The sequence below is a fragment of the Natronorubrum amylolyticum genome (genome assembly GCF_052040145.1).
In the GTDB taxonomy this organism is placed as follows: domain Archaea; phylum Halobacteriota; class Halobacteria; order Halobacteriales; family Natrialbaceae; genus Natronorubrum.
Genome location: NZ_JBPPFW010000002.1, coordinates 501,654 through 521,548, shown reverse-complemented (window position 1 = coordinate 521,548; position 19,895 = coordinate 501,654). Strand labels below are relative to the sequence as shown.

The window sequence follows — 19,895 nt, the reverse complement described above, 5'->3', positions numbered from 1 at the left end:
GCCTAGTAGCCGCCGTTCCTCATTACTATTTCAGACAGTACCGTTCAGTGGTGTGGGTTTCTGAGGAAAAATCAGCCACATGTGTTCATACAGACTATTATGGCACGTATCGATGGACGACTACGTAGGTAACATAGAAACTACTAAATAAATTCATGCATAGTCCCTGTTATGTCCGATACCGATCGGTGGGCGGCGGATCGACGAACGGTTTTGAAAAGTGCCGGTGCGGTGGGGATGGCGGGTCTCGCCGGCTGTACAGGTGGCAGCGACGACTCGAACACGATTTCGTGGGTCATGAACCCCGCGGAGGAGAGCGTCGACATCGAAACGCAGTACCAGCCACTGTTCGAGTATCTCGAATCGGAAGCCGACGTCGAGATCGACGGCATCCAGACGTCCGACTACAGCTCCACCGTACTGGAGATGCAGCGGGGAAGCGGCGACTTCGCCGACACGTCCCCGGGCGCCGTCGCTCAGGTTCCCGACGACATCGACGTCGTCGGGATGCGCCTCGCGTTCGGTGCCGAGCAGTACTTCTCGCTCATCACGACGACTCCCGACAGCGACATCGATGAGCTCGCGGACCTCGAGGGCGAAGAGATCGCGACCGCGGCCTCGACGTCGGTCTCCGGGACGCTCGTCCCGATGTTGATGCTCGAGCAGGCCGGTCTCGACACCGGCGGCGCCCCCGACGGCACCCCCGTCGACTTCGATCTGGGAACGCACGATCACGACGGCGCTCGCGAACAGCTCATCAACAACCCGGACGTCGTCGCTGCAGGGACCGGTGCGTTCTCGACGGGGCCGCACGTCCCCCAGGAACAGTTCGACGAGATGTCCGAGGACTACGTCGACATCTCGGTCGAGTACGACGACGCCGGCTCTCGAGAGCCGGAGCTGCAGCTGCTGGCGGTCTCCGATCCGATCCCCCGTGCACCGATCGTGGCCCGTGCGGACTGGGACGACCCGATCCGCGAGGAGCTCGAGGAGCTGATGCTCGAGGCCGACGAGGAGGTCTTCCGACACGACGAGGACGAGCTCGCGGACCAGCTTGGCATCGATCCGGAGATCCTCGACAAGGACGAAGACGAGCTCACGGAGGAAGAGGAGGACGACCTCCAACAGTTCGAGGACCACGAACTCTGGTTCGACGGCATCGAGCCGGCGACGGAAGACGACTACGAACCGATCGTCGACCTCCTCGATGAGCTCGGGCTCAGCCCCGAGGACGTCGAGTAAAGCGTTGACCGAAACGTCTCAACATAGTATGAGCAAGGTTGTAGTCGACGGACTCACCAAGCGGTATGGAGATGTCCTCGCATTAGACGATGTCTCGTTCGAAGTACCGGCCGGTGAGTTCGTCATCATTCTCGGTGTGTCGGGGTCGGGGAAGTCGACGCTCTTGCGGTGTATGTCTGCGTTGACGCAACCGACGGCAGGCGAAGTGCGGATCGACGGTGAGCCAATGATCGCCCCGCGTCCGGAGGTGGCGATGATTTTTCAACAGCACAACATTATCGGTGACATGTCGGCGTACTCGAATGCGCTGTCCGGTAGTATGAATCGCAGTTCGTTCCTCGAGAGTCTGTTGCAGCTCCAGCCCGACGAGGAGAAGTATCGGGCGCTCGACGCGCTCGATACCGTCGGTCTCTTAGACGAGGCAGAGCAGAAGGCGCGCCGAATGAGCGGCGGCCAGCAACAGCGGGTGGGAATTGCCCGTGCGCTGGTTCAGGAGCCACAGGTGTTGCTCGCCGACGAACCCGTTGCGAGTCTCGACCCCGGAAGCGCACAGGAAGTGATGCGCTACCTCCAGTCGAGTGCGACCGAACGGGAGCTGTCGACGTTCATCAGCCTCCATCAGGTCAACATCGCTCGCAAGTTCGGCGAGCGGTTCATCGGCCTTCGCGACGGTGAGAAGGTGTTCGACGGCTACCGCGACGAGTTGACGATCGACGCTATCGACGAAATCTACGGCGACATCGACACCGAAGGCATGTTCGTCGGCGTCGACTCGTCCGACGAGAGCGGGTCGGAGGTGGCACCGTGAGCCGACCCACCTCATCCGACGACAACGAGGCCGAGACACCCGGCGAAAGCGACGACGCGGCCGTTTCGACCGACGGCGGGACCCCCACGGGTGACGCCGCAGGCGGACTGCAAACCGACGAGCGACTCACCGAGAAGTTCGAGAGCATCCGACAGGCGAGGCGACGCCGGGCGATCGGTGGCGGTGTGGTTTTGGCCTTCGTCGGGTTCATCTTCGTACAGGGGCTCAACGCGATCGAGATCTTCACCGAGTACCTGAACTGGGGCTTCTTCGGCGAATCCCTGCGGAACTTCTTCCCGATGCGGGAGTACTTCGGCGCCATTCCGTTCGTCGACGTTGGACGGTATTTCTCCTACATTCGGGAGGAGAACCTCCTGTTCAATCCCGAATTCGGCGGGCTGATCGACGGGCTCGGCATCTTCGCGATCTTCGGTGAGGCCGGTATCACGCTCGCGATGGGCGTCGTCGGAACCATCCTCGGGCTGCCGTTCGCGCTGCTGTTCGGCGTCCTCGGCTCGGAGCGAGTGACACCGTTCCCGTTTAACTTCATCTTCCGCGGGACGATGTCGTTTATCCGCTCGATTCCGGCGCTCGTCTGGACGCTGATCTTCATCCCGCTCGCCGGTCTCGGCCCCGTCGCCGCGACGCTGGCGATTATGGTCGACACCATCGGGAACCTCGGTCGGCTGTTCGTCGACGAACTCGAGGAGATCTCGGACGGGCCGATCGAGGCGATGGAGACGACCGGCGCGAGCAGACCCCAGACCATCGTCTTCGGGATGTTGAGCCAGGTCAAAACATCGTTTATCGCCTGGACCCTGTACATCCTCGAGATCAACGTCCGAATCGCGGTCACCGTCGGCGTCTACGGCGCCGGCGGACTCGGACAGGTCGTCGAGGTCCAACAGAACCTGCTCAACTGGGCGAACATGATGGCGACGCTGCTGTGTATCTTCCTGCTCATCATCACCGTCGAACTGTTCAGCCAACGCCTGCGCGCCCGGCTTCGCTCCGACGAGGAGAAGATGGGCTGGCGGGAGCTGATCTTCGGCTTCCCCAACCGGATGGCCGAATCGGCGATGAAGTAGCGACGGTCGGCCGTCCCCACCGTTCTGGAACTCGTTTTTTCGGTACTGTTCCCCTCTCTGCACGTGAGTCGGTAATTCGGTTTTCGGTACTGTTCCCCTCTCTGCACGTGAGTCGGTAATTCGGTCTCACGTCGGATTCGCCGGCTATCGCGAACACTGCACGGATGGAAACCCACTTGCCGCTCGACTCCCCATCTGCAGCTATGAATGCGACCCAGCAATCTCTCGCGTCCGTGGTCATCGTCGACTACGGACTGGGGAACTTACGCAGCGTCACCCGCGGTCTCGAGCGTGCGGGTGCCGACGTCGAGATCACCGACGATGTCGAGGCTTTCGCCGCGGCTGATGGCGTCGTCCTCCCCGGCGTCGGCGCGTTCCGCGAAGGCGTCGAAAACGCCGATCCGCTTCGGGAGGACCTCCTCGAGGTCGCCGAGTCCGGCACCCCGCTGTTCGGTATCTGTCTCGGCATGCAGATGCTGCTGACGACCAGCGAGGAGGGCGAGAACGACGGCGAGTCGGCCGTGCAAGGGCTGGACCTGATTCCGGGCACCAACGTCCGATTTGCGGAGGGCCAGAAAGTGCCCCATATGGGCTGGAACGAACTGAACGTGGAACGCGACCATCCGCTGGTCGACGGCGTCGACGGAGACCACGCTTACTTTGTCCACTCCTACTACGCCATGCCCGACGACGACGATGCGACGGTAGCGACGACCGACTACGAACTCGAGTTCCCGTCGATCGTCGCCAACGAGGCGGGGAACGTCTTCGGCACTCAGTTCCACCCCGAAAAGAGCGGCGAGACGGGGCTGCAGATTCTGCGGAATTTCGTCGAGATCTGCGCCCAAGAGTGATTTTCAGCGTTTGGTTTCGAGCCTCGGACGGTTCGGACGTGAGGGACGTGTCTTCTCGAGGGTGATTGTGACGAGAGGGGAGCTCGTCGGTGGGTTCCCCGAGGGTGGCTCGTCGGTGCGGCAAGAGATCGGTTTGTCGGTGCAGCAAGAGATTGGCTCGTCGGTTCGTCAATCCCTCGAGAGCACGATTCGTCGGGACGGATCTTGGCTGGAGACACACCCCACAATGCCGCTGTATAGGTGCGGGAGGTCGCTCCTTCTTCGCGTATTCGCCGGGATCGGTGGAAATTGCCGGAACAGTTCACAGACGTATATTGTTCTCAGAACGTCACTACTAAATACTAGTCCTGTGTCACCGACCACTGAGAGTATTGCACGCGGAGCGACGGCGTCGGTTTTGAACGCGGGTTCGCCGCTCGAGTCGAACTGAACCGCTCTCAGGTCCCGTTTGTATCCCGTCGTGACGAACGCTCCTCCCAATTTTCCACGTTCCAACAAGAAGTTCAACAACCCACAGTCCTCCACACTGATACAGCGGCACTCCGGGGTGTGTGTCCGACCATACAGCGGCACCGAGGGGTGTGGAACTATCGGTTCGGCTGCTATCAAACCCCGTTCGCGCTCATACAGCGGAATTGGGGTTTCGCCTCGAGCGGTCCCGACGTTCCTCGTCTATCCCTCGTGGAGGCTGCCCGGGAGTCGGCTGACGTTGTAACTCAGCAGTACTCCGGAGTCGAACAACCACGATACAGCGGCACTCCGGGGTCGTTCCTCCCACAACTTCGCCGCACCGCGACTGCTATCGCCACGATACAGCGGCACTCCGGGGTTGTCGTCGACCCGATACAGCGGAATCGTGGAGTCCGATACGGTCACTGGCAGTCGGCTGCTATACAGCGGAATTGTGGGGTTCGATAGCACTGTTACAGCGGAACTGCGGGGTTCGATAGCACTGATACAGCGGAAACGAGGGGTTCTACAGAACGAATACAGCGGCATCGAGGGGTGTGCTTTACCGTTCTGAGCAGGGTGAGGGCACTAATAGCATGCTATACAGCGGCAACTAGGTTCCGAACAGTTAAGTCGCGACTGTGTGATGTGCGTGATAGCTGAATGTCGGATTCGATGGACTACTTCGGAAGCGAGAACGAGATCTTTCAGAACAAGGAACTGCTGCAGGTCTCACACCTTCCCGACGGCGATCGCATTATCGGCCGCGAGGACGAACTAACGAACCTCGCGAACGCGATCAAACCGGCGACGCGGGGTAACACGCCCAACAACGTCCTCGTCTACGGCAAGACGGGCACCGGAAAATCGTTGTGCTCGAAGTTCATCACGAACCAGGCCGTCGAACGCGCGAAACGGGACGACGTGACCATCGGCGTCGCCTACGTCGACTGCCTCCAGGAGTCGACGGAGACGCAGGCCGTCCAGTCCGCCGGCCACCAGCTCAACGAACAGGACGCGACGGGAATTTCAATCCCCCACTCGGGGCTGAGCACGGCCGAGTATTACCGTCGTCTCTGGCAGATCGTCGACAGCCGGTACGACGTCGCGCTCATCATCTTAGACGAGGTCGACAAGATCGAAGACGACGATATCCTGATGCAGCTCTCGAGAGCGGTCGAGTCCGGGAAACTCACCGAGAGCACGGTCGGCGTCATCGGCATCTCGAACAAGGTTCGGTACAAGGACTCCCTCGATGAACGCATCAAATCGAGTCTCTGCGAACGCGAGTACGTCTTCTCGCCGTACGACGCGACCCAGATTCGAGAGATTCTACGCTCGCGCGCCGACGCGTTTCACGAGGATGTCCTCAAGGACGGCGTCGTCCCCCGCGTTGCCGCGCTGGCCGCTCGCGAGCACGGCGACGCGCGGAAGGCGATCGACATCCTCCGCTTCGCGGGCGAGATCGCCGAGGAGAACGACCTCGAGCGTGTCACGGAAGCCTGCGTCGATCAGGCTCACGAACGCGAGGAGACCAGCCGCCTCGCCGAACTCATCTCCAAGAGTCCGAGCCACGCGAAACTCGTCCTCGAGGCTATGGCGTTGCTCACCCAGCAGACGGGAAACGACGACGCGCCGGTGACGACCAACGAGGTGTACGACCTCTACAAGCGGCTCTGCGAGCGCGACCAGTCCGATCACCTGAAACTCCGCCGCGTCAGGGATATCCTCTCGGAACTCGAGTTCCTCTCGATTATCGACCAGGAGCGCAAGTGGGCCGGGAAGGGGAAGGGCAACTACATGGAGAACCGACTGATTGACGATCCGGAGGTCATCATCGCCGCGTGTAACGAATCGGACTAACGATCCTCGTTCATCTATTTTCGATTCTGATTTCGGTAGGAGATTCTGGCTTCGGTAGGTGGCACTCTCGCCAATCCCACGTCCCATCAATAGCTTGAACAGTTATTCGACGACTTCCGACAGAGCCGAGTCCGGTCGGTTAGCCGCTCCACTCTTCGCCAATGTCGCTCGCAACATTTTCACGCCACTGCTCGAATCGTTGACGACAGGTTGCGTGCTCGTTATTTTCCACGTGGTCAATGAATCCTGGACCACCGTCCGAGAGTTCGTGACCGCAGAATGGACAGAAATCTGGATTATCCCACTCCGACGACTCCCGAAGCGGGTGCTGGTAATCGTTCATGCATGTTGTTCGCTAGTGAAGAATATCAATCTAAGGGTGGCAGCTGACTTCCGAATGGTAGGTTCATGTAACTGTAGGCGAAACATTTGATACGGTATAGCGCCTCTATGTGTTCGATGAGTACAAAAGAACAGAGAATAACGATCAGTGACAGCGTGGCAACGGGTCTCGTAAGCGCTGCACGTACTAGCCTCGGTGACACACTCCGAAGCATCGTGTATTTTACGCCGTCGGAGTTCGACGTGCTCTATCTACGTCAGGGGCTCTACGAGTCGATGGAAGCCGCCCGGCCAGCGAAGGAACAACTGGTCGAACTCGAGCGGGTCGGATTCGCGGAGGTACCGGTCAGGGGGACAATCACTCGGCGGGAAGACGGTGTGGGAATTGGTCCGTACGAGTTTACCGTCCGGTTCCACGAGGACGGATTCGTCGTCAGGGTGCTCGAAGGCGATATCGGAGCGATCATGACGACCGATAGTATGGATCTGAATGGATTCGAAGACGCCGCAACTGCCGTCCGACGGCTGCTCGCAGACGCATCGTTTGACGGAGAGTGAAGACGATTTTCATAAGCTATTAGTAGTCAGCCATCTCTCAAAACAGATCTATTGATTGGCTCATTCGCTGACAGCTACCCGCAGCAACCGAAGTCGGTTTACTGTATCTATCCTTTATATTCAGCACTCCGTTTCTGACAGCTATCCGGGAAGCAGATGGGGGGCTCCAGTAACCCCTTGCCCGTACTGTACGTGTCCCTTACGAGAGAATTGCGAACAGTATGCTGGCCTCAGAGCAGTTCCCTGACCTCGGAGTACCACATATCGTGGTAGTCGACGTGGCCGACCCGGCGTGCGATGGCGACGGCGAGGGCGTGCCAGCACTGCTCGGTCGGATCGTCGACGTCGAGATTGTACTCGCTGTCCTTGCAGGTACAGCCGCCGTCCTCGACGATGTACTCGTCGTCGTAACCGACGACGATCGTGAAATCGCGATAGGCCTTGACACGATTCTCGCCGACGGCCTCGATCGCACGGACCCCGCGGTCACCGTGGATGCGGGAGATCTGTCCGACGATCTCGGGCGTGAGTTCGCCCGCCTCCTCGAGTGCGGCCTGCCATCGGTCGACCGGGGTCCGTTCGCTCACGTCGGTGACTCTGTACCGGACTCTCAAATCGGTTTGGTTTGCTCGAGTAACAGGGATCGTGACTAATCGATGCATGGGGGAGTTGCGGCTTCGAATCCTGCGGTACGGTGACGGGAACGAGAGGCAGACGAACGGTCGATACGATACAATTCAGGACGAGGTGCTCGAGTCGACCGGCGACTCGAGACGCTCCGTCGCAGTCTCGGTACTCGCAACGGCATCAGCCCTAGCAACGGCATCGGGACTGGCGCCGGCGTCGGCACCGCTGGGCCTATCAGCCTCGGCCTCGAGCCGAACGGCACGCTGCTCGCGGACGAACTCGGTAAAGTTGTCGAACAGCCGTTTTGCGTCGCAGGCAGCCTCGTACGTCTCGGGGTCGATGCCTTCGAGTACGGTCCGAATCCGGTCCGCCTCGAGTTCGCCTTCCTTCCCCTCCGTGACCCGTTTCGCCGTCGTCGTGTCGTACTCGGGGTGAAACTGAACGCCGAAGACGCGGTCCCGCTGGAAGCCGTGGATGCCGTACTCGTTTCTGGCGAACACCGTCGCCCCTGGCGGAGCCTCGGCCACCCGATCGGAGTGCGTCGTAAAGACGGTAAAGCGCTCGTCGACGCCGGTCAACAGCCGATTCGATCCGTCCTGTTCGACGGTTCGGTAGCCGATCTCGTACTCGCCCATCCCCTCGACGCGGCCGCCGAGGACGTCCGCGAGCAGCTGATGGCCGTAACAGACGCCCAGAAACGGAAGTCCCGCGTCGACGGCCTCGCCGACCCACTCCTTCAGCGCGCCGATCCACGGCTCGTCCCAGTAGACGGAGGCGCTCGAGCCGGTGACGACGCAGGCGTCGAACGCGAACGTTTCGGGGAGGTCGCCCGACGGGCAGTGAAATTCGACGAGATTGGCGTCGAGTTCGCGTTCGAAGTTTTGCTGGGTCGTCCCGCGTTTGTGTGCGGCGTTCAGCAGGGCGATTCGCAATCGCCCGGTTCGTTCGTTCGAATCGGTTGGTCCGTCGGACGACGGATCGGTCACGTCCGACTCCGCTCCGTGGAACCGGGCGTGTTCGAGGAACCGAGCGTTCGTAGGCCGGGGTGTGTCAACAAGTCACAAGACATCGATATACGAACGGAAGGGCCGCCGGGTACAAAGGAGTTTCTAACGAGTAGTACAATTAGGGGAAGATTTCGCCCACTTTCTAAACATCGTTCCGGCGTTTGCTGGACGGATGATCTCTCCTATTCGGTCGGATGAATACCGTCGAACTGCTGGTGTGTTGCCGTAAGCGACGACTACTCCATTCGAAATACCGTTCGGATCGGGTGGTGATAGTGGAAAAATGGTTCGCGATCGAGAGCGTCGGTCTCTCGGAGCGTTATGGAGAGAACAGGCGCAAAACCTCGCGCTTCAGCGCGGGGAGGATGTCAATCGTCTTCGCTGTCTTCGTCGTCGTCCGCCGTATCGGGCGTCGCACCGTCGAGAACGACCGTGACCGTCTCGTCGTCCTCGTCCAGCGTGACCGTCTCTTCGACGGTTTCGAACTCGTCGTCGATGCTCTCGAAGGAAATCGTGTACTCGCCTTCGTACATGAGGGTTGCCATGAGCTGACCGTCCTGAATGTCGTCGCGGTAGTTCGAGGTGTAATCTTCCTCCTCGCTTTCCATCGTTACCTCGACGCCGGAGGAGACGGGATCGCCGTCCTCGTTTTCCAACTCGAGCGTGAGAGCACCGGGATCTTCCGGTTCGAACAGTTCCGAATCGTCGTCCGCTGAATCGTCGTCGGAACAACCTGCAAGACCGATCGTCACTGCACCTGTGAGAGCGACACCAAATCGACGGCGGCTAAGCGATTGTCGGACCATATCACCTCCGAGCCATCAGGCACTGATAAATGTTCAGATATCCTGAACTATCGGGTATTGGTATCACGAATCGGGCGAGGAGTTACCATACGGAAGGAGGTCCGCAGGCCACTCGCTCGAGCGATCGGTTTCGGTCCACGGTCGCGCGGAGACCACACCGTTTTTCGCAGTCGGCCGCCGACAGCCGGTATGCGCGTCACCGAGGGCGGGGTCGAACTCGAGGTCCCCGGCGAGCAGACGGCAGGCGTCGAGGAGTCGGTGTTCTACAACCCGCGACAGGAGTTGAACCGGGATCTGACGATCGCGACGCTGCGGGCCTTCCGCGAGCGCGAGAACCGCGCCGAGTCGTATCTCGACGCGATGACCGCGAGCGGCATCCGCGGCGTTCGAGCGGCCGACGACGGCTGGCGAGTCACCTGCTGTGATATCGAGGAAGACGCCGTCGACCTCGCGCAAGCGAACCTCGAGCGAAACGGGCTCGAAAACGGATCGCGGGTCGAACATCGCAACGTCAACGCCCTCATGCACGAAGCGAAGTTCGATGTGATCGATCTCGACCCCTACGGGACGCCGATGCCCTTCGCCGACGCGGCATTCGCGCGCTGTCGCGATCTGGTTTGCGTGACGGCGACCGACACCGCGCCGCTGTGTGGCGCACACTTCAACAGCGGCGTCCGCTCTTACTCCGCCGTTCCCAGAAACACCGACTACCACACCGAGATGGGCGTGCGGATCCTCCTCTCCGCGCTCGCCCGCAGCGCCGCCCGCTTCGACGTCGGCGTCGAACCGATCTTCACCCACGCGACGAGCCACTACGTCCGTACCTACCTCGAACTCGATCGCAAGGCGACGGCGGCCGACGCCGCCCTCGAAGAACTCGGCCACCTCTCGCACTGCGAGGACTGTCTCCACCGCGAGGCCGAGTACGGCATGACCGCGAACCCCCTCGAGTCCTGTCCCAACTGCGGGAGCGAGCGCATCCTCGTCGCCGGCCCGATCTGGCTCGGCCCGTACCGCGACCGCGAGTTTACCGCCGAAATCCGCGAACAGATTCCCGACGCGTTCGGGACCGCCGAAACGGCCCGCGAACTCTGCGAGACGCTCGAGGCGGAACTCGACGCGCCGACCTACTACGACCAGCACAAGCTGTGTAAGAGCTGGGGGCTGCCGGCCAACGCGATGGACGAGTTTCTGGCCGATCTCCGGGACGCGGGATACGAGGCCTCGTTCACCCACTACGGCGGCACGACGTTCAAGTCGAACGCGAGCGTCGCCGAGATCTTCGAGGCGACCGAAGCCAACCTCGAGTAGCTCACTCGAGGTCGGCGTACGGCTAACGCGTCCACACTCGGGACGGCGGATGTCTCGAGGCGCACGGACACGGTTTCCATCGTCGCGCCGCAGTCAAGACGGCCAAAGCGTTCCGCGTCTTTCGAGGCTTTAGTCGCCGACGCTCTAGACAGCGTTGTTGTCCCAGCTGACCTGGTCGACGTGACCGCAAAAATGATGGCGGTTCTCGGAACGTCTCGACGACGTCAGTCCGTTCGATCGATGATCTCGTCGGCGTCGTCGAGGCCGAGCGAGTTCAGCAGCGACTTCGTCGCGTCGTAGATGTACCGCACCGTGTAGCCCTGGTCGTCGAGATGGACTTCGCCGTCCTTGATATGGACGTCGTAGCCGACGCGACGGCCGGGTTCGCCCAGGAACTGGACGTCCGCGTCGGAGAGGTCCGTGATCTCCGTCTCGTCGACCGGTCCGTAGAACAGGTACGCGGCACCGGCGTCGGCGCCGGCGATGCGGCTGTCCGGAACCCCGATCAGCAGATCCTGCGTTCCGTTCCCATTACAGTCGCCGTAGTCGACGACCCAGCCCTGCCGGTCTGCCGGCTTCAGTTTCTTCTGCTTCACCCGGTCCGGAAGCGGTTGGACGGGTTCCGCGAAGTCGTCTTCGTCCTCGCCGACGCGGAAGATACCCCAGGCGCCCGACTCGAGGCGCCGCGGCGTCTTCGTCTCGTTGTAGAGATGATCACCGACGCTGTCGACGAGACCGCCGGCACCGCCGAGCACGTCGTAGCGGTAGGCCTTCCCGGTGTTGAACCGGTCCTCGACGCCGATAATCTCGGACTCGGGGTCGTTGCGGTTTCGCAGCCACTGGTGACTGGCGAGGTGGAAGTCGAGTCCGCGGGCCTTGTCCGCGACCTGGTGGACGCGGAACCTGACCGGATCGTCGAGGAACGCGTTCAATACGGGCGTGGCCGGATCGCCGTGTTCCTCGGAGCTGAAGACGAGGTGTTGCTCGTCGGAGCCGGTCTGGAACCGCCTGATGAACGGCTCCGCGCGGTTGTTGATCGCCATGTAGCCCTGATCCTCGGGATCGTCGGGGACCTGGTTACACGGGGCGTTCGGATCGTCGTCCTCTCCCGGCGGAACCACGCAGTCCTGCGGGTTCTCGCGGTTGATGATGTACCGGCCGTCGCTGAACGACAGCGGGAACTCGCGGAACGCCGGCCTCTCCGGCGGAACGATGATACTCTGAGTCGTCGTCGCCGGCGCGAACCGGTCGCCGTGGTCGGCCAGCGGTTCGGCGGTCCACGGATCCAGCCACGTTGCCCCTTCCGCCTCGATGATGAGCCGACCGAACGCGCCGTGGTGTCGGTGGCCGCGGATGTCGGCGAAGTCCCACAGCACGGCCGTGTCGAGCTGTTCGTCGGCGAACCAGCGGTAGGTCGTCGTCTCGCCCGGCGCGATCGTCTGGTCGAAGTTGAACCCGACGGTCGCACCGTCGGAGCCTTGTACGTCGTACTCGAGTCGCTGCGGGTGCAGCGAGGAGCGGTTCGACTCCTCCCACTCGATGCCCAGGTCCTCCTCGCGGGTTCGCATCTCCGGGTGGGCGTGGTCCGGAGCGAAATCCGCGGGGAGTTCGTTTGTGAGGTTGATCTCGATGCAATCGCCCTCATTCGCCCGCAGGACGAGCGTCTCGGGTGGCCGCTCGCCGGCCCGGATCTCCTCGACGTGTTCGTCGAGGGCGAAGACGATCCCGTGGGGATCGTGGTCAGTGTACTCGTTGAACTCGATCTCCGTCTGGAAGACCGTCACGTTGTACTCCCGAACCACGGTGTCGTCCGGACACGGATCGCCCGGGTCCGGCGCCTGCGGCGGAATCTCGCCGACGTTCGGGTTTTGCCGGGCGGGCTGATCTGGCGGGAACGGCGGTTTCCGGACGCGACCGAGTCCGTCGAACTGCTCGAGACGCCGCTGCAACTCGTTCGGATCGATTCCGAGCTCCTCTTTGGCTTCTTTGCGACTGAGTCCGAGCTTTTCGAGGATGTCCTCGAGCGTGAGTTCGCCGCTCCAGAACTTCGCTCGGAGGCTGTCGTCCTTCTTTTGTCGCCTCTCGAGGGCCTCGATCAGCTTTCGCTGCCAGTCCTCGAATCTGTCTTTCCCGAGACCGTACTCCCGCTGTACCTCGTCGGGGTAGGTGAGCCACGCTCTCCGACCGAGTTCTTCCCAGTCGAGGAACGGAGCCGGGTGACCCATCTCCGCCAGTTGCGCTTCGGTGATCTCGCCGTCGGGCGCGCCGCGGTCCGGCAGCGGCTGCAGGTGGTCGACCTCCGCGTCGAAGACGCGGTTGATGCCCCACATGCCGTCCCAGAGGTCGTCGACGATGCCCGAACTGTAGAGGTGGTCGTACACCGGCAGCCCGTCCGGGTTCGGGAGGTCGTCGGCGTCCGCCTCGAGGAAGTACGTGAACGCCTCGGAGACGTGGATCGACTGGGCGACGGTGTCCTCCGGATCCGCGCCGGCGGGCGTCGCGCGAACGCCGTTGATCTGGAGGTTGTGGCCCTCCTCGTAGGGCCCCATCAGGTGGTGGATGCGGATGGGATCGCCGTGGTAGGCCTCGAACGTCGGCGTCGGCGGGTCGCCGTGGACGTACGAGCTGTGGACGTACGCCGGGTCCGGATCGGGTCCGCGACGGTAGTACGGCGCGTTCCGGTAGTTCATCGCCATCACGCCGGCGTTCTGGTTGTGCTCTTCCTGCGGATTGACGAACTCGCCGTCCCGCTCGCGCAGCGGCGCGAAGTCGTGGTAGAGCAGCGCGAACTCGCGGAAGTCCTCGCCGTCGGGCTGGGAGACGATCGCCTGCGTGCCGGCGTCGATCGGCTCGCCGGTGTGTGGATCGTACCACTCCGAATCCTCGGGTTCGACGATCAACATGGCGAAGTGGCCGTGCATGATCTGGTCGATCCCGTTGATGTGGTCGTGGAAGAAGATCGTCCCCTCCTCGTCGGCGTACCACCGATAGTTCATGAAGCCGCCGGGGTCGGCCGTCTGATCGTAGTTGTACCCGTTGTGCAGCGCGTCCGATCCCAGGATGTCGTAGGAGACGAAGTGGATGTGGTTCGATCGGCCCTCCGGCATCAGGTTGGTCAGTTTGATGTCGACGCAGTCGCCGACGTTGGCGCGGATCACCAGCGGCTCGGGGTTCATCTTCCCCGTCAGCACGTCCGCCAGGTCCTCCTCTAAGACGAACACCTGCCCTTCGGGGTCGTAGTCGCCGGCGTCGTTGTAGACGAGTTCGGCTGGCACCGCGTAGATGTGGTAGTCTCGAGTCGGGGCGTCCGCCCCCGCTGCGGGACCGCCGAACTCCTCCGGTGAGACGTCCGGGTCGCACGGATCGGTGTACGGCGCGCCGGGAACGATATCGCCCAGCGCCGCGGCCTCTTCCGGCGTCGGATCGCGGACGAAGTCGTAGGGCGGCTTCGGCGGAATCTGGCCCTGTTCACCGGGAACGAAGTCAGGGAAGCCCGGCGTCTCGTCGTCGATGTCCAGCGGGGGTGCGTTGTCGTCGAGCAGTTGGAGATCTTCCTGCTCCTTGTCGTAGACGCGCATGCTCGCCCACATCCCTTCGGCGTAGTGGGGAAACAGGTGACAGTGGAACAGGTAATCACCGGTGCTGTGATGGGCGCCGCCGGCCCCGACCTCGAACGCTTCCTCCCAACTCATCTGCGGGCGGGTGGTCGTGAGCGGATCCGCGATCCCGTCGTCTACGTCGTCCGGAAGACTCTCCCCGAGCTGGAGTTCGTCTTCGACGAGGTCGAGGCCGCCCTCGAGTCGGTCCGGAACCTCGCCGGGGCCGAACCCGAGCGGACGCACGTCGAAGAAGCCGACGCCGCCGTGGGCCGTGACCAGCCGCGTCTCGTGGGTCGCTCCCATTCCGACGTTGATCGCGTCGATAGTGTCGACGTCCTCCCGCTCCTGAACCTCCTTCCAGCGGTGGCCGTGGAGGTGGTGTGAGTGGCGCTCCTCGTGAGACGCGCCGACGGCGACCATCTTCACCGGGTCGCCGAGGTACGTCCGGTAGACGTTGTCGCCGCCGCCGGGGTCGCCGAACAGCCAGGAGTTGTAGAAGAACTCCGCGACGTCCTCGAGTTCGAGGCCCTCCTGTAGCAATGCGAGCGCCTCTTCACCCAACCGACTGCCGGTGGGATCGGCCCGGTAGTTGACCGCGTGGACGGTCTGTGGCTCGTCGTGACCGGGCCAGGTTAGTTCGTCGCCGTCGGCGGTGTAGACCCCCTCCGGCGTGTGGTAGTGGATGATGAACTCGCGGTGGCTCACGCCCTCCGGATTGTGAATGTCGGCCTTGACGCCGCTGCGAAGTTCCTCGCCGGTTTCGGGATGCGTCCACGTCGCCCCCGGCGGCTCGACGACCATCGAGCCGAACAGGCCGCGCGCGATGAGGTGCGCTTCCTCGGGCGGCTCGTCGGCACTGTCGAATGCCGGATTCGCGCCGTCGTGGAAGAAGTGCGTCCCCTCGTGGGTCGCGTACCACTCGTAGTTGGCGGTCTCCCCGGGTGCCGCGGTCGTATCGGGGTTGACGCCGACGCTCATCCCGTCGGAGTCCGTGACCTGGTAGGGGAGCGCCGTCTGGTGGATCGACGCGTGTCGATCGAGATGGTTGACGAACTCGATCTCGATCACGTCGCCCACGTTCGCGCGAATCGTCAGCGGTTCCAGGACCGACGTGTCGACGTCGCCCAGCTTTCGTTTCGCTCTGGCTTTCTTCTTTCGCGCCCGATGGAGCTTCTTTCGCGCTTTCTTGCGCTCCTTGGGGTTTTCCGCCTTTTCCTTCCGCTTTTTGGCCTTTTCAATCTCCGCCTCCGCGTCCTCGCGTTTCCGCCGCGCTTTCTCCTCGTCTTTCTTGTGCTTTGGCTCGTCGTCGAGCCGTTTCCGTACGTCGGCGGGAATGTCCTCGCGTGCGTGTTCCGGCAAGTCGTCGAACGCCCCGTCGGGTGTGACCCCGGACGCGACGAGCGCCTCCTCGAGGTTCTCCTCGAGAACGTAGATCGCGGCGTTGGGCTGGTGGAGCCCGAACGCGTTGTAGACGACGTCGGCTTCGATGGCGTGGACGGTGTACTGTCGGACCTGTCCGTCGGGTGCGGGTTCGCCGTCCGTGATATCCACCGTGTCGTCGTCGCTCGCAGAATCCTGCCCGAGACAGCCCGCTGCAGCCATCAATCCGGACGTCCCCGCGAGCGCGGAGCCCTTGAGGAACGACCGGCGTGAAGGCGGTTGGATTCCCGCCCGCGATTCGACCGTAGGATCGTGCTGAGAGTCATTTTCGTCTGACATTAGTAATTCCTGTCATCAGCTATCAGCTGATATGGTCGTCTGAACCAGATATTCAATTATTGTAATGAACCATCTCACGTTCGTAAGTCATTCCCGAACAACGGATGGTAAAATTGTAGAAACGTTCTATCTACAGTGACTCTCGGACGAGATAAACGGTCGACGCAAACGGACCCGCTTCGATTCGCGAGAACCTCCGCTACGGCAGTCGATTTCGTCGATAATACTCACGAACAGCGAGAAGTCCTCCACACTAATACGAACCGAACGTCGGGACGGAACTCTCCCGACCGACACTATTCAGTGAGTTTCACGGGATAGAACACGTACGCGAGTCGTACGCCCAGAAACGGCATCGTACAGTCCCAGTCGACTGAAGAAGCGGTACGCTACAGCGAATGACGCGATCTCGTCCCCGTTGTTACCCATCGACTACTGATAGAGGTGGTCGGTCATCACGGCCGCATGTCGACTCTCCGTCCGCGCGATGCGCGTCCAGATCGATGGGGTTCCCGACACGGGACCACCGAACTGCAGGCCTGTGCCACACGACCGCATATTGTGCTGGCCGCGGACAGTTCCGAGACGTGATCGATCGAAGACAGGGTCTCGAGCTCGCGACCGCCGCCACGGAGCTCGCCCGGACCCAACAGCTGACGCTGCTGGCGGCCGGCGTCGCCTTCTACGGCTTCATCTCGCTCGTCCCGCTGATGTTGCTCGGACTGGGGATCGCGGCCTCGATCGGGGGGGAAGCGCTCGCGAACCAGCTGACGTCCGCGGCCAGCGACGTCCTCACGCCGTCGGCACAGGAGATCCTCTCCGACACGGTCCTCGACGATACGGGGCGGCAGGGAGCTACCGTGTTCGGTGCGCTGGGGCTGCTGTGGGGCTCGAGTCGGGTTCTTCGCGGACTCGACCGCGCGTTCTCCCAGATCTACGGCACTGCGGCCTCGAAGTCGTTCGTCGACACCCTCTGGGACGCGATGATCGTCTTCCTCGTCATTTCGTTCGGCCTTACTCTCGTCGCGGGACTCGAGTTGCTCGTTCGGTTCGTCCCGTTTCTCGGCGTGAGCGTCGTCGGCCCGATCCTCGTTATGCTCGGTCTGACGGTGACGTTCCTGCCGCTGTACGTCGTCTTTCCGGACGCCAACGTCGGTCTCCGGGAGGCCCTTCCCGGGACGATCTTCGCCGCCGTCGGTTGGTTCGTCCTGAGTCGCACGTTCGGGCTGTACGCCACCGTTGCCGGCGATTACGCCCTCTACGGTGCGCTCGGTGCAGTCTTTCTCGTGCTCATCTGGCTGTACGTCGGCGCGATCATCCTCGTCTTCGGCGCCGTCGTCAACGCCGTCCTCGCCGACCGTGAGGTGGATCGGCAGCTACAAAGTCCCGGCGCACGACAGTTTTCCACAGAAGCGATGACCGACGACGCCACGGGTGCCGACGAGGGGGCGACCGAGGACCAGGCAGGGACGGGTACGCAAACGGCGGACGCAGGAGCGAGCGCCCGCCGGAGCGCCCGGACTCGAGACCGATCCGACGACCCCGAAGCGCTTCGCGAGGAGATCGAGCGTCTGCGCGATCGGGTCGAGACGTTCGAAGAGGGCGTCGAACGCCGGACCGTCAGAAAGGAGTCCCTCGAGAGCGAACTCAAACGCTACGTCCGCCGCAAGTACCGCCGCGGCCACGCTCGCGACTGGGGACCGTATCTCGTCCTCTTGTACGGGACCGCGATGTCCATCGCGGCGTTTTACTTCCTCTCGGGTGGCTGGGCCGTTCTGGCGATGTTCGTCGTCTGGACCTCGACGCTGGGCGTCTACGCCCTGATGGTGCTGTTCGGCTTCGGGATCTCCGTGCTCGGAGTTCCAGGCCGGATCCGCGACGCGATCGGCGACCGACGCTCCTGAGCCACCCGGCGCCCACGCCCAGTTTTACCACCTCGTTCATCCTCGTTTGCCCCCATCACGAGCCGCGATTCGCGCCCTCGAGCAGCGTCTCCTACTGGGCCGGGACGACCTGCTGTCGGACGAAGTTGCGAACGCGGGACGTGTAGGTCTCCGCGCGGTGGAGATTGCAGATGTGGCCGACGTCCGCGAGTACCTCGATGCGTCCGTCCGTGGCCGCGGCAGCGTGGTCGCGCTCGCCGCGGCGCATGATCTTGTCGTGTTCGCCGTTGAGAATCAGCGTCGGGCCGGGATAGGTCGACAGTTTCGCGCGGAAGTCGACGCCCGCGACGTCCGGCCCCGCGTCGCCGAACTGCTTCGGGTAGATTCCCGCGTCGATGATCTCTCGCTTGACGTCCTCGGGGAGGTCCCGGTCGTTCACCCATCGTACGCCGAGTCGTTCGACGATGCGCTTGCCGGCGTCGGGTCGCGTTGCGAGCCGAGAGACGCCGCCGACGGCTCGAGTGACGGTCTCCATCCCGCCGACCGGGTTCGCACTGGCTCCCGTCAACACGAGTCCGTCGACGTCGCCGGGCCGGCGGTAGGCGTACTCCGTCGCGACGTAGCCGCCCAGCGAGAGACCGACCAGCACCGCCGTCCCGTCGGTGTGCGTTTCGATTACGTCCTTGAGGAGGTCGATCGCGGGATCCATCCGAAACGTCTCGTCCGCGCGAACGCCGTGGCCCGGGAGATCCGGGGCGACGACCCGGTACTCGTCGGCAAGCCCGCGAACCTGGGGCAGCCACAGCTTCCGCGTGAACATCGCGCCGTGGACGAACACGATCGCCTGGCCGTCGTTCGGGCCGGCGACGTCGATTCCCGAACTCCCGTCGTCACTGCTCCGTCTGGACATAGCCGTCGTATCACGAGGTGGGACTTAGTACTCCGGCCGGAGCATACAGCGACCCGGTTCACCACGTCTCTCCGTGGGCTCCAGCGTGGTCGTTCGACGCTGCCCGCTCTCTCACTCGCGGTCGCGGTCGTCGCCGTCCGAGTCCTCGTCGTGATCGGTTCCCCGGTTCTCGCTCCCGCTCCCGAGGTCCACGGCGGCGTCCGTCGACCGATGGTCGTCGTCGGGTTCGACGGCGGCGTCGGTTCGGGAACTGGTGTCGCCGGGATTGAACTCCGCTTCCGGCTCCTGCTGGCCCAGTTCGGTCGGATCGACCTCGAGCCCGCGATCCATCTCCCGCTTGCCGACCGACTCCGAGTCGTCTCGAAGCCCCTCGGCGACGTCGGTCTCCTCGAGACCCGCGGACCCCCCTGCGGGGTCGGTCGCCGGTTCCGATCCGCCGTCGCCGTCGTGGCTGTCGACGCCGGATTCGGTATCGGCGTCAGCTTCGGATTCGTCGCGCGCCGTCGGCAGGCGGCTCTCGAGCCGGACCGCGTCGTCGGTGATCTCGCGAACGGCGTCACTGCTCAGCGGCCGGGTGTCTTCGGCGACGCTGTCCCACCCGATCGAGGATTTGATCGAGTCGACGGCGCCCGTCTCCGGCCTGACGTGGGCGATATCGCCCTCGACCGATGTGACGACGCCGACCTCCTCGCCGGCGTCGTTTACGACGGGCTTGCTAACGTCGTCGTCTGTAAACGTTGCACACATATTCGATCGTACTCCCCGCCGGGACAAGCCGGTAGTGCCTGCAGCCCTCAGGGAGTCAAAGGCTCGAGAAACAACTCCGAA

Annotated in this window: 15 protein-coding genes; 8 read left to right on the top strand and 7 right to left on the bottom strand. The window is 62.8% G+C overall.

What is annotated here, in order from left to right; all coding sequences use genetic code 11:
* The first annotated feature begins 171 nt into the window (after nt 1–171).
* The 5 genes from ACSFDB_RS08865 to ACSFDB_RS08845 all read left to right on the top strand — a co-directional run bounded on the left by ACSFDB_RS08865 (nt 172) and on the right by ACSFDB_RS08845 (nt 6,305).
* The gene (locus ACSFDB_RS08865) at nt 172–1,242 is read left to right on the top strand and encodes a PhnD/SsuA/transferrin family substrate-binding protein (protein ID WP_440770636.1); all 1,071 of its coding nucleotides are present in this window, start codon (nt 172–174) and stop codon (nt 1,240–1,242) included.
* 28 nt (nt 1,243–1,270) lie between these two features.
* Entirely contained in the window at nt 1,271–2,050 is a 780-nt protein-coding gene (locus tag ACSFDB_RS08860) for a phosphonate ABC transporter ATP-binding protein (RefSeq protein WP_440770635.1), read from the top strand.
* Nucleotides 2,047–3,138, top strand: coding sequence for a phosphonate ABC transporter, permease protein PhnE (gene phnE, locus ACSFDB_RS08855; RefSeq protein ID WP_440770634.1), 1,092 nt, complete (start codon nt 2,047–2,049; stop codon nt 3,136–3,138). The genes ACSFDB_RS08860 and phnE overlap by 4 nt, the downstream gene beginning before the upstream one ends.
* Nucleotides 3,139–3,341: 203 nt before the next feature.
* Entirely contained in the window at nt 3,342–3,992 is a 651-nt protein-coding gene (hisH, locus tag ACSFDB_RS08850) for an imidazole glycerol phosphate synthase subunit HisH (protein WP_440770633.1), read from the top strand.
* Nucleotides 3,993–5,105: 1,113 nt separating this feature from the next.
* Nucleotides 5,106–6,305 carry a Cdc6/Cdc18 family protein gene (locus tag ACSFDB_RS08845; RefSeq protein ID WP_440770632.1) on the top strand — a complete coding sequence of 400 codons (1,200 nt, stop codon included), beginning with the start codon at nt 5,106–5,108 and terminating at the stop codon, nt 6,303–6,305.
* A 139-nt stretch (nt 6,306–6,444) separates the two neighbouring features.
* On the opposite strand, the gene ACSFDB_RS08840 is transcribed toward ACSFDB_RS08845, so the two are convergent.
* The gene (locus ACSFDB_RS08840; protein ID WP_440770631.1) at nt 6,445–6,648 is read right to left on the bottom strand and encodes a DUF7501 family protein; all 204 of its coding nucleotides are present in this window, start codon (nt 6,646–6,648) and stop codon (nt 6,445–6,447) included.
* 116 nt (nt 6,649–6,764) lie between these two features.
* On the opposite strand from ACSFDB_RS08840, the gene ACSFDB_RS08835 reads away from it, so the two are divergent.
* Entirely contained in the window at nt 6,765–7,205 is a 441-nt protein-coding gene (locus ACSFDB_RS08835) for a DUF7522 family protein (RefSeq protein ID WP_440771096.1), read from the top strand.
* Between the two features lie 230 nt (nt 7,206–7,435).
* Here the strand turns inward: ACSFDB_RS08835 and ACSFDB_RS08830 are convergent, their stop codons facing one another.
* The 3 genes from ACSFDB_RS08830 to ACSFDB_RS08820 all read right to left on the bottom strand — a co-directional run bounded on the left by ACSFDB_RS08830 (nt 7,436) and on the right by ACSFDB_RS08820 (nt 9,645).
* On the bottom strand, nt 7,436–7,792 hold the full coding sequence (locus ACSFDB_RS08830) for a hypothetical protein (RefSeq protein ID WP_440770630.1): 357 nt from the start codon (nt 7,790–7,792) through the stop codon (nt 7,436–7,438).
* Between the two features lie 150 nt (nt 7,793–7,942).
* Nucleotides 7,943–8,818, bottom strand: coding sequence for a type 1 glutamine amidotransferase (locus ACSFDB_RS08825; protein WP_440770629.1), 876 nt, complete (start codon nt 8,816–8,818; stop codon nt 7,943–7,945).
* Nucleotides 8,819–9,207: 389 nt separating this feature from the next.
* Nucleotides 9,208–9,645, bottom strand: a complete 438-nt coding sequence (locus ACSFDB_RS08820; RefSeq protein WP_440770628.1) for an S-layer protein — start codon at nt 9,643–9,645, stop codon at nt 9,208–9,210.
* Between the two features lie 189 nt (nt 9,646–9,834).
* Here ACSFDB_RS08820 and ACSFDB_RS08815 point away from each other — a divergent pair, with 189 nt between their 5' ends.
* Nucleotides 9,835–10,956 (top strand): tRNA (guanine(26)-N(2))-dimethyltransferase, encoded by a 1,122-nt coding sequence (locus tag ACSFDB_RS08815; RefSeq protein WP_440770627.1) that lies wholly within the window; start codon nt 9,835–9,837, stop codon nt 10,954–10,956.
* 224 nt (nt 10,957–11,180) lie between these two features.
* Here the strand turns inward: ACSFDB_RS08815 and ACSFDB_RS08810 are convergent, their stop codons facing one another.
* Nucleotides 11,181–16,274 carry a multicopper oxidase domain-containing protein gene (locus tag ACSFDB_RS08810; protein ID WP_440770626.1) on the bottom strand — a complete coding sequence of 1,698 codons (5,094 nt, stop codon included), beginning with the start codon at nt 16,272–16,274 and terminating at the stop codon, nt 11,181–11,183.
* Nucleotides 16,275–16,861: 587 nt separating this feature from the next.
* On the opposite strand from ACSFDB_RS08810, the gene ACSFDB_RS08805 reads away from it, so the two are divergent.
* Complete coding sequence (locus tag ACSFDB_RS08805) at nt 16,862–18,178, top strand: YihY/virulence factor BrkB family protein (protein WP_440770625.1); 1,317 nt, start codon at nt 16,862–16,864, stop codon at nt 18,176–18,178.
* Between the two features lie 91 nt (nt 18,179–18,269).
* Here ACSFDB_RS08805 and ACSFDB_RS08800 read toward each other — a convergent pair whose 3' ends face one another.
* On the bottom strand, nt 18,270–19,067 hold the full coding sequence (locus ACSFDB_RS08800; RefSeq protein ID WP_440770624.1) for an alpha/beta fold hydrolase: 798 nt from the start codon (nt 19,065–19,067) through the stop codon (nt 18,270–18,272).
* Between the two features lie 111 nt (nt 19,068–19,178).
* On the bottom strand, nt 19,179–19,814 hold the full coding sequence (locus ACSFDB_RS08795; protein WP_440770623.1) for a DUF8593 domain-containing protein: 636 nt from the start codon (nt 19,812–19,814) through the stop codon (nt 19,179–19,181).
* Between the last annotated feature and the right edge of the window lie 81 nt (nt 19,815–19,895).